Here is a 12,163-nt window from a genome sequence, read left to right on the forward strand (position 1 = left end):
GATTCGCCGCGATGTCCCAGTCCCGCGCAGCCCTGAAGCACTATGCCGCCGTGCAGGTGCAGTCCACCGTCACCGAGGCCACGCCGCATCATCTGACCGCCCTGTTGTTCGACGGCGCCCTGGAGCGCATCGCGCGCGCCAAGGGTCATCTGCAGCGCGGCGAACTGGCTGCCAAGGGTGAGCTGATTTCGGCCGTGGTGGCCATCGTCGGCGAGCTCGCCGGCAGCCTGCGTCGCGACGCGGCACCGGATTTGGTGGATCGTCTGTCGGCCCTGTACGACTACATCCTGCGGCGCCTGATCGAGGCCAATGCCGCCAATCGGGTGGAACCCCTGGACGAAGCCGGGCGCCTGCTGGGCGCGCTGGCCGAGGCCTGGCAGGCGATCGACCCGGACCGGCCGGCCCCGCTGGCGGCCAACGGCTGATGGACGAGCGCTTCCTGAGCACGGCCCTGGAACTGACCGCCGCCATGACCGCGGCGGCGGATGCCGGTGCCTGGGATACCACCGCCGAGCTGGCCCGACAGCGCCATGCCTGCCTGGAAACGGCACTGGCCGGCGACGCCTGGCGCCTGCGGCCGCCGGTGATCGAGGCGCTGCGCTCGATGCTGGCTGCCGACCGCACGCTGACCGAGCGCGCGGCGCGCGCGCGCCAGGAAACCGCCGCCGCGCTTCAGGAACTGCGCGGTGGCCGCCGCATGCAGGGTGCTTACGCCGCGCAGGCCGTGACCGGCTGAGCGTCCGGCGCCTGGAGGGGCTCGCGGGCCGCTCGCGCATGGCAAAGTGCGCTCCCTTGGCGGCCGCGGACGGTTCAGGAGGAAACAGCGCATGGACACGGATGCAGTCGATCCCCTGGCCGGCGGCCTCAGTCTGGCCGACAGTCTGGTGCTGGTATGGCAACCGCTTAAGGAATTGCCGGACGCCGACCGGCTGGCCGATGCCAACCGTCAGGCCGCCACGCTGCTGGCGCTGCTGGGCAATCTCGACGAGCCGCCGCCGCCACTGGACGACGCCCCGCAGCTGGCAGCCCATCTGCACCGCCTGGATCAGAAACTGGACCTGCTGCTGGGCCTGATGGGCCGCTGGCACAAGCGCGAACTGGAGCTGCCGGACCCTCAACCGGCGCGCCTGGGGCTGCGCGGCGTGCTCTGGCGGGCGCCACTGCCGGCCGGGCCGGGACGGATCAGCCTCTACCTGCATGCGGCGCTGCCGAGCGCGCTCGAATTGCCGGCCACGCTGCTGCCGCTGGGCGATGGCAAGGTGCTGGCCGAGTTTCACGGTCTGGACGCGGCGGTCACGGACGCTCTGGAGCGTTACCTGTTTCGCCGTCATCGGCGGGCGGTGGCGCAGGCCAAACGCCCGGCCTGAGCGCCGCCGTTCCAGGCCAACCGATTGCCGGATTCTTGACACTGCCTGATTGCGTTTGCACCATGCCGGCGTTGTGACGCTTTCGCCTCGCTGTGGTACGTGCTCGCCGAGCACTGCGGCCGGGCATCGAACGGGAATTCCCTGGCATGGTCCGCGACAGTCTGCTGCTGGCTCCGCACCCTCACGACATTTTCCCGGCGCCTGACGTACTGCTGCAGTTTCTGGGTTATCAGGTGGTGTCCGCGGCCGATCTGGCCGGGGCGCCGTCCGAAGCGGCCCCGCTGGCGCTGATGCTGTTCCAGGCCGGTCCGCGCGAGGCGGCCCTGGCCCTGCTGGACAGCTGCCGCGCGCGCTGGCCGCGTCTGGTGGTCGTGCTGGCGGTGCCCGGCGGCCAGTCTGCGGACGCCGACTGGCAGACCGCGCTGGGGCGCACGCTGGTCGCCAGCGTGACGCTGCCGCTGCAGTTTGGCGATCTGTCGGCGGCGCTGGACCGGGCGCGCTTCGTGCGCGATCGGGCCGGCGCCGGCCACAACGCGAGCCTGGTGTACCGGCTGGTCGGCCGCGGCCACGCCATGGAGCGCGTGCAGTACCTGATCGAGCGTGTTGCGCGCACGGACTCGAACGTGCTGATCCTGGGCGAGTCGGGCACCGGCAAGGAGGTCGTGGCGCGCAACATCCATTTCCAGTCCGCACGCGCCAACAAACCGTTCGTGCCGGTCAACTGCGGCGCGATTCCGGCGGATCTGCTCGAAAGCGAACTGTTCGGGCACGAGAAGGGCGCCTTCACCGGCGCCATCAGCGCTCGCCAGGGCCGCTTCGAGGCGGCCGAGGGCGGCACGCTGTTCCTGGACGAGATCGGCGACATGAGCCTGCCGATGCAGGTCAAGCTGCTGCGCGTGCTGCAGGAGCGCGTGTTCGAGCGCGTCGGCAGCAACCGCAGCATCAGCGCCGATGTGCGCATCATCGCCGCCACCCACCGGGACCTTGAAGCCGGCATCCGCGAGGGCGCCTTTCGCGAGGACCTCTATTACCGCCTGAACGTGTTTCCGATCGAGCTGCCGCCGCTGCGCGAGCGGCGCGAGGACATCCCGGCCCTGGTCGAGGAACTGTCGGCCCGCATCGGGCGCGAGAAGGGCATCAACGTGCGAATCGGGCGGGATGCCCTGGCGGTGCTGGCGGGCTACCCGTGGCCGGGCAACGTGCGCGAACTGGCCAACGTCATCGAGCGCATGGCCATCATGCACGGCGACGGCCCGGTCGGCGCCGGCGACCTGCCGGCGCGGCTGCGCCAGGCGGCGGACAGCGCGGCCGGTACCGTGGCCGGCGGCGAACTGGACCTGCCCCTGCCGACCTTCGTGCCGCCGCCGGAGGGCGCCGCCGCACGCCTGCCGGCGGCCGGCATCAACCTCAAGGATTACCTCGAAGACCTGGAACGCAACTACATCGCGCAGGCACTGACCGAGGCCAACGACGTGGTGGCGCACGCCGCTGAACTGCTGAACATGCGCCGCACGACGCTGGTGGAGAAGATGCGCAAGTACGGCCTGCAACGGGCGAGCTTCGCGTCGGATGTTTGACGCTCGCGCCGATTGAATTGATCAACTTACTGAATAATAAATAAAAAATAATCTGGTACGGCGGTTGCTTTAGGTCCGGTCGACCGGCCCCGATCCCCTGGGGCGCACTGATCAGGACGCACCGACCATGCCGGCCTTGCCCCTCGTCGATTCCGCTCGCGATGCCGCCGCGCTCGACCAGCTGTCGGGCACGCTGGGCGATTCCTACCGCCAGCTCGAACGGCGTCTGGACGTCCTGCAGCAGGAGCTGGCCACGCAGCGGCCGCTGGCGGTGCTTGGCCAGATGAGCGCCGGGCTGGCCCATCAGGTACGCACGCCGCTGGCAACCGCGCTGGTCTACGCCTGCCATCTGCGCGATGGGGCGTTGGATGCCGACAGTCAGGCGCGCTTTGCCGAGCGCCTGGTCGAGCGCCTGCGCCAGCTCGAACGCCTGGTGGCGGACATGCTGGCCTATGCCCACGGCGCCGATGCCGGCACGCAGGCATTTTCCCTGGCCGACCTCGTGCTGGCCCTGGATGCCGCCGTGCAACCGCAGTGCCCGGCCGGTGTGCAGCTGCGCCTGCCGCGCCCGGACACGGCCCTGCGCCTGACCGGCAGCATTGAGAACCTGAGCGGTGCGCTGGCCAACCTGTGTCTGAACGCCTTCGAGGCCGGCGCCCGGCAGGTCAGCGTCGAGCGCCTGCCGGCGCCGCTCGGGCAGCTGCGGCTGGCCATCAGCGACGACGGACCCGGCATTGCGCCGGCCCTGCGCGGGCGCGTGTTCGAGCCCTTCGTGTCGGGTCGACCGGGCGGCACCGGGCTCGGCCTGGCGGTGGCGCGGGGCGTGATCGAGCGTCACCACGGCGCGCTGCGGCTGGCCGAATCGGTGGCCGGTTGCCGCTTCGAGTTGATGCTGCCGGGTCGGACCGAGCGCCGCCCGGCGCCGCGCGCGGCGCTTGAGGCCTGAGCCATGACGCACGCCGCGGTGATGGTGGTGGAGGACGATCCGGCGCTGCGCGAGGCGCTGTGCGACACGCTAGATCTGGCCGGCTACCGCAGCCTGCCGGCGTCTGATGGCCAGGCGGCGCTGGCGCTGCTGGACCGCGAACGCCCGGCGCTGGTGGTCAGCGACGTGCAGATGCAGCCGATGGACGGCAATGCCCTGTTGCATGCCCTGCGCCGGCAGCGGCCGGACCTGCCGGTGGTGCTGATGACCGCGTTTGGCACCATCCGCAGCGCCGTGCAGGCGGTGCGCGAAGGCGCCGTCGAGTATCTGGCCAAGCCTTTCGAGCCGGCGACGCTGGTCAGTCTGATCGGCCAGCTGCTGCCCCGCCAGGGCGACAGCGGCGACGAGCCTGTCGCCGAGGATCCGCGCTCGCGTGAGCTGCTGGCGCTGGCGGCGCGGGTGGCGCACAGCGAGGTCAGCGTGCTGCTGACCGGCGAGTCGGGCACCGGCAAGGAGGTGCTGGCGCGCTACATCCACCGGCATTCGCCGCGCCAGGGCGGGGCTTTTGTGGCCATCAACTGCGCCGCGATTCCCGACAACATGCTCGAGGCGGTCCTGTTCGGCTACGAGAGGGGCGCCTTCACCGGCGCCACTGGCGCCCACGCCGGCAAGTTCGAACAGGCGCACGGCGGCAGCCTGCTGCTGGACGAGATATCCGAGATGCCGATCGGCCTGCAGGCCAAGCTGCTGCGGGTGCTGCAGGAGCGCGAGGTCGAGCGCCTGGGCGGCAAGCAGGCGATCGCGCTGGACGTGCGCGTACTGGCCACCAGCAACCGCGACCTCACCGCCGAAGTGGCCGCCGGGCGCTTTCGCGAGGACCTCTACTACCGCCTGGCCGTGTTCCCGCTGCACATCCCGCCGCTGCGCGAGCGGCCGGCCGACATCCTGCCGCTGGCCCGCCGCCTGCTGGCGCGCCACTGGCGGCGGCCAACGCCGGCGCCGGTGCTGGCCGATGCCGCCGCCAGCGCGCTGGTCGGGTATCCCTGGCCGGGCAACGTGCGCGAGCTGGACAACATGATCCAGCGCGCGCTGATCCTGGCCGACGCCGGCGCCATCGAGGCCGCGCACCTGGTCGGCGGGCCGGCATCGATGGCCGACGGGCAGGTGGCGACGCCTGCCAACGAGCCGACCGCGGTCGGCGATCTGGACCGCGACCTGCGCAGCCGCGAGGCGCAGCTGATCCTGGGCGCGCTGCGCGCCAGCGGCGGCCGCCGGGCGCAGGCCGCGGCGCAGCTTGGCATCAGCGAACGCACGCTGCGCTACAAGCTGTCGCAGCTGCGCGAGGCCGGCTTCGAGGTGCCCGCCGCGGGCGCCGCACGGGACGAGGACTGAAGCGATGTCGGACATGCAGATCAACGCCGTGCTGGGCCAGATCCGCGCCCTGCGCGAACAGATCGACCACGCGGCGGTCAAGGCGCCGACGCCGAGCGACGGCGCCAAGGAAAGCTTCGGCGCCGTGCTGGGCCAGTTTGTCAGTCAGGTCAACGAGGCGCAGGCGGCGTCCACGGACCTAGCCGCCCGCTTCGAGCAGGGCGACGAGAAGGTCAGCCTGGCGCAGGTGATGGTCGCCAGTCAGAAATCGAGCGTGTCCTTGCAGGCCGTGGTGCAGGTGCGAAACAAGCTCCTGTCGGCCTACCAGGACGTCATGAACATGCAGATCTGAGCGGTTTTCAGGGGGAACTGAACCACCATGGCCGATTCGACTCCTAGCCTGCCCGCCGGCAGCCCGGCGGCGCTGATCCAGGGCTTCATCAAGCTGCCGGCCTCGCGCCAGGCGGTGCTGCTGGTGGCGCTGGCCGCCTGCATCGCCAGCGTCATCGGCATCGTGCTGTGGGCGCGCACGCCCGACTACAGCCTGCTGTACGGCAGCCTGGAGGAGCGCGACGCCGCCCAGGTGGTGGCGGCGCTCGAAAAAGCCGCCATTCCCTACCGCCTGGACGCCGCGACCGGCGCGCTGCGCGTGCCGTCCACGGCGGTGCACGAGGCGCGCCTGAAGCTGGCGGCCGAGGGCCTGCCCAAGGGCAGCGGCAGTGGGCTTGAGATGCTCAGTCAGGATCCGGGCTTCGGCGTCAGCCGCTTCATGGAAAACGCCCGCTATCAGCACGCCGTGGAGGGCGAACTGGCGCGCACCATCGGCGCCATGGACGGCGTGCAGCAGGTGCGCGTGCACCTGGCCATCCCGGAGCGCTCGGTGTTCGTGCGCGACCGCGACAAGCCGACCGCGTCGGTCATGCTGCAGCTGTACCGTGGACGCAGCGTGGACGACGGTCAGGTGGCGGCCATCGTGCACCTGGTGTCCTCCAGCGTGCCGGACCTGGCCGCCTCGCGCGTCACGGTGGTCGATCAGGCCGGCGCGCTGCTGACCCGGCCGGCCGGCCAGGCCGGTCTGAACCAGTCCGGCGAGCATTACGACTATGCCCGGCGCCTGGAGCAGGACTACGTGCGGCGCATCGAGGACCTGTTGGCGGCGGTGGTGGGGCCGGGCGGCGTGCGCGCCAAGGTCAGCGCCGAGGTCGATTTCGAGGTCACCGAACGCACCCGCGAGGAATACCAGCCCGATCGCGCCGTGCTGCGCAGCTCGCAGGAAGAATCAACCGAAAGCGCCGCCGCCGGCACGGCCAGCGGCGGCGTGCCCGGCACGCTCAGCAACCAGCCGCCGCAGGGCGGCAGCCTGGCGCCCGAGGCCGCTCCGGTCCCGGCGGTCGCGGGCGCGGCCACGCCGGCGGCAAGCGGCGCCGCGGCTGGCGGGGCGACCGCAACGCCGGCTGCCAGCGCGTCGACACCCAAGGAACGCAGCAGCCGCTCGGTACGCAACTTCGAGATCGACCGCACCATCAGCCACAGCAAGCTGGCCGGTGGCGGCGTCAAGCGTCTGACGGTGGCGGTGGTGGTGGACGACCGCCTGGCCAGCGCTGCCGATGGCAAGCAGACGCGCGAGCCGCGCAGCAAGGAAGAGCTCGATCGCTATACCGCGCTGGTGCGCGACGCGGTCGGCTTCAACGCCGAGCGGGGCGACAGCATCAACGTCATCAACGCGGCCTTCATGCCCGGCGAGCCCACGCCCGCCGCCTCAGGCACCCCGGTGTGGGAGCAGTCCTGGCTGTGGCAGGCCGCCCGCCTGCTGCTCGGAGCGGGCGCCCTGGCGGCGGTGCTGCTGGGCGTGCTGCGGCCGATGCTGCGCAGCGTGCGCCAGGCCGGTGCCGCCGTCATCGCCCAGACCGGTCCGGCCACGACCCCGGCCCTGGCGCAGACCGGCGAGTTGTCGCCCGCTCCGCAGCGTCTGGCGGCGCCGGCCGGCCCGCCGCCCCTGCCGGACCTGCACGAACAGGACCCGCAGCGGGTGATGCAGGTGATGCGCAACTGGATGGCCGCCGATGCCTGAGCCGACCAAGCTGAACGGCGTCGAGCGCTCGGCGATCCTCATTCTGGCGCTGGGTGAGCGCAAGGCCGCCGACGTGCTGCGCCAGATGGAGCCCAAGGAAGTGCAGCGCATCGGCGCCGCCATGACGCGCCTGGGCGCCATCAGCCGCGACCAGATCAACGCCGTGCTGGCCGAGTTCGGCATGGCCGTGCAGAGCGACAGCATGCTCACCGTCGGCGTCGAGGATTACCTGCGAAACGTCATGGTCAGTGCGCTGGGCGAACAGAAGGCACGCGGCATCCTGGACCGGGTGCTGGAACGCGACGACGACACGCTGGGCAACCTCAAGTGGATGGACCCGAAGGCCATCGCCGCCGTGCTCAAGGACGAACACCCGCAGGTCACCGCGCTGGCACTGGCCTCCATGGAGGCGGATCAGGCGGCCCTGGTGCTGCCGTTGCTGCCGGCCGACCAGCGCACCGACATCGTGACCCGCATTGCCACGCTGGACGAGCTGCAACCGGGGGCGCTCAGCGAGGTGCGGGCCATCCTTGAACAGCACTTCTACCGCAACGTCAGCGTCAAGTCGGCACAGGTCGGTGGGGTCAAGGTGGCCGCCGGCATCGTCGGCCGGCTCGATCCGGCGCTGGGCAACGGCGTGCTGGAGGAACTGCGCGAAGCCGACGAAGAACTCGAACAGCAGATTCAGGACAACCTGATCCTGTTCGAGAGCCTGGCCGATGTCGACGACAAGGGCCTGCAGGCGCTGCTGCGCGAGACCACCTCGGAAGTCCTGCTGGTGGCGCTCAAGGGCGCCGATCAGGTGATCCGGGATCGTTTTTTCAAGAACATGTCCAAGCGCGCCGGCGAGATGCTGCGCGACGACATGCAGCTGCGCGGCCCGGTGCGCCTGGCGGAAGTGGAGGCGGCGCAAAAGGAAATGCTGGGCGCCGCCCGCCGCCTGGCGGAAGCGGGCACCATCCGGCTGGGCAAGGCCAGTGGCGATTTTGTCGAGTAAGCCCTTCCAGGGCTGGCAGGCGGTCAGCCCGCGGGCCATCGAGGCAGGCGATCCGCAGCTGGAGCAAGCGCGGGCGCAGGCCCGCGACGCCGGTCATGCGCAAGGTTATGCCGCTGGCCTGGAGCAGGGTCTGGCCGAAGGCCGGCAACGTGCCGCCGAACAACTGGCAAACGATGCTGCCCGGTTCGCGGCCGTGCTCGACAGCCTGGCGGCGCCGCTGGCCAGCCTGGAGCAGGAGCTGCTCGACAGCATGCTGCAGCTGGCCTGTGCCCTGGCGCGGCAGGTCGTGCGCCGCGAGCTGACCGCGGTGCCGGCGCGCATCGGTGAGCTGGTACGCGAGGGCGTGGCGGCACTGCCGCCGGCGGCGCGCCAGATCAGCGTGCATCTGAACCCGCTGGACCTGGATCTGGTGCGTACCATGGCGCCGCGCGGCCGTAACGACGCCCGCTGGGAACTGGTGGCCGACGCCAGCCTGTCGCGCGGCGGCTGTCGCATCAGCACGGAATCGTCGGAAGTGGACCTGACGCTCGAAACGCGCCTGACGGAAGTGTTTGCCCGCCTGCTGGAGGGCGGCACGGCATGAGCGCGGCCCTGCAGCAGCGTCTGGCGCAGCAGCTGAGCAGCCGCATCGGTGATCTGACCGCGGCGCCATCGGTGCAGGTCGAGGGCAAGCTCACGCGCATGGTCGGGCTGACGCTGGAGGCGATCGGCCTGCCGGCGGTCATCGGCAGTCGCTGCCTGGTGCGCCAGCCGGGTCAGGCCGACGTCGAGGCCGAGGTGGTCGGCTTCTCGGGCGATTTCATGTCGCTGATGCCGATCGATCCGGTGCAGGGCCTGGGGCCGACGGCGCGCGTGCTGCCGCTGCGCCACGGCGCCCTGGCGCCGGTCGGGCCGGGTTTGCTCGGCCGCGTGCTGGACGGCGCCGGCAGGCCGCTGGACGGCAAGGGGCCGATCCGCGCCGAGCGGCACGTGCCGCTCGCCGGCACGCCGCAAAACCCGCTCGGCCGCCCGCCGATTCGCGAGCCGCTGGATGTCGGCGTGCGCAGCATCAATTCCCTGCTCACGGTCGGTCGGGGCCAGCGTCTGGGCCTGTTCGCCGGCAGCGGTGTCGGCAAGAGCGTGCTGCTGGGCATGATGACCCGCTACACGGCCGCCGACGTGACCGTGGTCGGCCTGATCGGCGAGCGTGGCCGGGAGGTCAACGAGTTCGTCACGTCCATCCTGGGTCCGGAAGGCCTGAAGCGCGCAGTGGTGGTCACCGCGCCGGCTGACACCACCGCCCTGCAGCGCCTGCAAGGCGCCATGCTGGCCACGGCCATCGCCGAATACTTCCGCGACCAGGGCCTGAATGTCCTGCTGCTGGTGGATTCCCTGACGCGCGTCGCCCACGCCCAGCGCGAGATCGCCCTGTCGGTCGGCGAGCCGCCGGCCACCAAGGGCTATCCGCCCTCGGTGTTCGCGCGCCTGCCGGCGCTGATCGAGCGCGCCGGCACGGCGCCCAGCGGCGGCTCGATCACCGCCTTCTACACCGTGCTCACGGAAGGCGACGATCCGAACGACCCGATCGCCGATGCGGCGCGGGCCATTCTGGATGGTCACATCCTGCTCAGCCGTGACATCGCCGAGACCGGCCTGTACCCGGCCATCGACATGGAGTCCTCGGTCAGCCGCCTGATGGTGGAGTTGGCCGCCCCGGAACAGCTGGCGGCGGCGCGGCGCTTTCGCCAGCTGTATTCGACTTACCGGCAAAACCGCGACCTGGTGGCCGTCGGTGCCTATCAGGCCGGCGCCGATCCGCTGCTGGACGAGGCGATTGCCCGTCAACCGCAGCTGCTGGACTTTCTGCGTCAGGACCTGCGCCAGGGCGTCGATCATGCGACCAGCGTGGCCAGCCTCGACGCGCTGTTCGCCGGCGGCGGCGGCGGCGCATGAAGCGCGCGGCGCGCCTGCAGCCGGTGCTGCAACGCCTGCTCGAAGCGGAGCGCCAGGCCCGCCACCGCCTGGTCGCCTGCGAGGCCGAGTGGGTCACGCAGTGCGCACGCCTGGCCGATCTGCACCGCTACGCCGGCGAGTATCGGCAGCGCACGCAGGTCGGCGCGGTGCCGGTGGCGACGCTGCGCGACCACCAGCAGTTCGTCGGGCGTCTGGAACAGCTGGCCCTGAATCAGGAACGCGCCGTGGCCGCCGCCGAGCAGGCCTGCGCCCGGGCGCGTGAGGAACTGCAGCGGCGCCAGCGCCGCAGCGAGGGTCTGCGCCGGCTGATCGGTCGCTACCAGGCGCAAGCCCTGCAGGCCGCCGAGCGGCGCGAGCAGCGCGCCTTGGACGACTGGGTCAGCAGCCGCTCCAGGGCCGGCTGAGGCGAGCGCACGGCATCGGCCCGCGGATCGTAATGGCGGTTGGCCCGGACCGTGCAATGCAGATGCACAGAACCCCGATGCGGCACGGCGTCGTTCGGGCACACCGGTGGGCGAGTTTTTTCAGGAGCATGCAGCGGTGGATGCAGTCAGTACCGTAATCCCCGGCGGGGCCACAGGCGCCGCGCCGCCCGTCGATAGTGACGCCCCGGCGCCGGCGGCCGGCTTTCCGGCGGCCCTCGGCCAGGCGCTGGCCCAGCCGGCGGTCGCCGCCGACGGCAACAGCCCGCCGGCTATCGACGGCCAAACGTTGCCGGTCCTGCCGGTGGTGACCGACCCTGCAGCGGAGCCGATCACGCCCCCGATTGCGGCCGTTGCCGCCGATGGGTTGCCGCTGCCTGCCGAGCCACAGCCGTCCGGCGCTGTGGCGGCGGTCGTGGACGCGCTCGGCGACATCGCGCGCGGGCAAAAGGCTGCGCCCGCGGCGGCCCATTTGGGCGCGCCGCCGCCTTCACCCGCGGCGTCGAGCGATCCGGTGACGATGCCGGGCGTGGCCCGTGGCGCGGTGCAGGAGACGGGCGCCGGCGAAGAACATGGCCGGGATACCGAACCGCAGCTGGCGGCGACGCCCACCGCGGTGCAGGTGCCGGAGAGTGCTCCGGGTGCGGCGCGCAAGGCGGCGCGTCGGCTGGCGAGCGAAGGCGCGGCCGATCCGGCCGCCGCGGGTCAATTGCCGCCAGGCTTGCTCCTGCACGCCGCCCCCATCGCCCGCACGGTCGCCAGCGCGCACGCCGCGCCGGATGGCGGCCATGGCCGACAGGCAGCCGTTGTCGGCGCCGCGGCCGAGCAGCCTGCGGCGTCCGCGATGACTGCGACCGGTGCGGTCGGGCTGGAGGTCGCAATGGCGGCGCAGCCCCCCGGGCCGGCAAATGAATCGGCACCGGTCGGCACCCTGCCGGGCAACGAGCTTGCCGCGGCTCTGCAGCTCGCCGGTCGGCCGGGTGTTCCCGCGGCGTCCGGCGGACCACCCGTAGAACTGCCCGTGGCGGCCTCGCCCGGCAGTCCGCAGTTCAGTCAGGAACTGGGCGAGCGCCTGCTGTGGCTGGTGCGCGAGGGCGTGCACGAGGCGCGCCTGCAGCTGAACCCGCGCGAGCTGGGTCCGATCGAGGTGCGCGTCGGTGTCAGCGACGGCACCGCGCAGCTCAGCTTCAGCGCGCAGCACGCCGGTACGGTCGCCGCGGTGCAGCAGTCCCTGCCGCAGCTGCGCGAACTGCTCGCCCAGCAGGGCCTGCAACTGGGTCAGGCGGACGTGTCCCAGCAGCAGGCCGGCGCCGGCCAGCAGACGCCGCAGCAGGGCAGCTCGCAGCAGGCCGCAGCTGAGTCCCGCGGTTCGGCGGCGGGTATGGGTGGGCCGGTCATTGGCGAGCGCGTGCGCGTGATCGGCCGCGGCCTGGTCGACGCCTACGCCTGATCGGCCGCACAAAAAACCCCGGCGCGGGAC

13 protein-coding genes are annotated in these 12,163 nt (G+C 71.8%); all 13 read left to right on the forward strand.

Features of this window, described 5'->3' with window-relative positions; all coding sequences use genetic code 11:
* The first annotated feature begins 11 nt into the window (after positions 1–11).
* Complete coding sequence (gene fliS / locus PG2T_RS07410) at positions 12–425, forward strand: flagellar export chaperone FliS (protein ID WP_068803857.1); 414 nt, start codon at positions 12–14, stop codon at positions 423–425.
* A complete protein-coding gene (gene fliT / locus PG2T_RS07415) occupies positions 425–736 on the forward strand; it encodes a flagellar protein FliT (RefSeq protein WP_068803860.1) in 312 nt (103 codons plus the stop codon). Before fliS ends, fliT begins: the two co-directional genes overlap by 1 nt.
* A 91-nt stretch (positions 737–827) precedes the next feature.
* A complete protein-coding gene (locus tag PG2T_RS07420) occupies positions 828–1,367 on the forward strand; it encodes a PilZ domain-containing protein (protein ID WP_068803862.1) in 540 nt (179 codons plus the stop codon).
* A gap of 146 nt (positions 1,368–1,513) precedes the next feature.
* Entirely contained in the window at positions 1,514–2,944 is a 1,431-nt protein-coding gene (locus tag PG2T_RS07425; protein WP_068803865.1) for a sigma-54-dependent transcriptional regulator, read from the forward strand.
* 127 nt (positions 2,945–3,071) lie between these two features.
* Positions 3,072–3,890: a sensor histidine kinase gene (locus tag PG2T_RS07430; protein ID WP_068803867.1), complete on the forward strand. Its 819-nt coding sequence runs from the start codon at positions 3,072–3,074 to the stop codon at positions 3,888–3,890.
* A 3-nt stretch (positions 3,891–3,893) separates the two neighbouring features.
* Entirely contained in the window at positions 3,894–5,261 is a 1,368-nt protein-coding gene (locus tag PG2T_RS07435) for a sigma-54-dependent transcriptional regulator (RefSeq protein ID WP_068803870.1), read from the forward strand.
* Between the two features lie 4 nt (positions 5,262–5,265).
* Positions 5,266–5,592 carry a flagellar hook-basal body complex protein FliE gene (gene fliE, locus PG2T_RS07440; protein ID WP_068803872.1) on the forward strand — a complete coding sequence of 109 codons (327 nt, stop codon included), beginning with the start codon at positions 5,266–5,268 and terminating at the stop codon, positions 5,590–5,592.
* Between the two features lie 27 nt (positions 5,593–5,619).
* Positions 5,620–7,311, forward strand: a complete 1,692-nt coding sequence (gene fliF / locus PG2T_RS07445; RefSeq protein ID WP_068803874.1) for a flagellar basal-body MS-ring/collar protein FliF — start codon at positions 5,620–5,622, stop codon at positions 7,309–7,311.
* Positions 7,304–8,308, forward strand: a complete 1,005-nt coding sequence (gene fliG / locus PG2T_RS07450) for a flagellar motor switch protein FliG (RefSeq protein WP_145931037.1) — start codon at positions 7,304–7,306, stop codon at positions 8,306–8,308. The genes fliF and fliG overlap by 8 nt, the downstream gene beginning before the upstream one ends.
* Positions 8,289–8,891, forward strand: a complete 603-nt coding sequence (locus PG2T_RS07455; protein ID WP_068803876.1) for a flagellar assembly protein FliH — start codon at positions 8,289–8,291, stop codon at positions 8,889–8,891. Before fliG ends, PG2T_RS07455 begins: the two co-directional genes overlap by 20 nt.
* Positions 8,888–10,240, forward strand: a complete 1,353-nt coding sequence (locus PG2T_RS07460; RefSeq protein WP_083214819.1) for a FliI/YscN family ATPase — start codon at positions 8,888–8,890, stop codon at positions 10,238–10,240. Before PG2T_RS07455 ends, PG2T_RS07460 begins: the two co-directional genes overlap by 4 nt.
* The gene (gene fliJ / locus PG2T_RS07465) at positions 10,237–10,665 is read left to right on the forward strand and encodes a flagellar export protein FliJ (RefSeq protein ID WP_068803878.1); all 429 of its coding nucleotides are present in this window, start codon (positions 10,237–10,239) and stop codon (positions 10,663–10,665) included. The genes PG2T_RS07460 and fliJ overlap by 4 nt, the downstream gene beginning before the upstream one ends.
* A gap of 136 nt (positions 10,666–10,801) precedes the next feature.
* Positions 10,802–12,133 (forward strand): flagellar hook-length control protein FliK, encoded by a 1,332-nt coding sequence (locus PG2T_RS07470; RefSeq protein ID WP_145931038.1) that lies wholly within the window; start codon positions 10,802–10,804, stop codon positions 12,131–12,133.
* Positions 12,134–12,163 lie beyond the last annotated feature (30 nt).

The organism is Immundisolibacter cernigliae, from assembly GCF_001697225.1.
Classification (GTDB): Bacteria; Pseudomonadota; Gammaproteobacteria; order Immundisolibacterales; family Immundisolibacteraceae; genus Immundisolibacter; species Immundisolibacter cernigliae.

Coding starts and splice junctions, on each gene's coding strand:
- fliS (WP_068803857.1), top strand. CDS start 12: ATGTCCCAGTCCCGCGCAGCCCTGAAGCACTATGCCGCCGTGCAGGTG.
- fliT (WP_068803860.1), top strand. CDS start 425: ATGGACGAGCGCTTCCTGAGCACGGCCCTGGAACTGACCGCCGCCATG.
- PG2T_RS07420 (WP_068803862.1), top strand. CDS start 828: ATGGACACGGATGCAGTCGATCCCCTGGCCGGCGGCCTCAGTCTGGCC.
- PG2T_RS07425 (WP_068803865.1), top strand. CDS start 1,514: ATGGTCCGCGACAGTCTGCTGCTGGCTCCGCACCCTCACGACATTTTC.
- PG2T_RS07430 (WP_068803867.1), top strand. CDS start 3,072: ATGCCGGCCTTGCCCCTCGTCGATTCCGCTCGCGATGCCGCCGCGCTC.
- PG2T_RS07435 (WP_068803870.1), top strand. CDS start 3,894: ATGACGCACGCCGCGGTGATGGTGGTGGAGGACGATCCGGCGCTGCGC.
- fliE (WP_068803872.1), top strand. CDS start 5,266: ATGTCGGACATGCAGATCAACGCCGTGCTGGGCCAGATCCGCGCCCTG.
- fliF (WP_068803874.1), top strand. CDS start 5,620: ATGGCCGATTCGACTCCTAGCCTGCCCGCCGGCAGCCCGGCGGCGCTG.
- fliG (WP_145931037.1), top strand. CDS start 7,304: ATGCCTGAGCCGACCAAGCTGAACGGCGTCGAGCGCTCGGCGATCCTC.
- PG2T_RS07460 (WP_083214819.1), top strand. CDS start 8,888: ATGAGCGCGGCCCTGCAGCAGCGTCTGGCGCAGCAGCTGAGCAGCCGC.
- fliJ (WP_068803878.1), top strand. CDS start 10,237: ATGAAGCGCGCGGCGCGCCTGCAGCCGGTGCTGCAACGCCTGCTCGAA.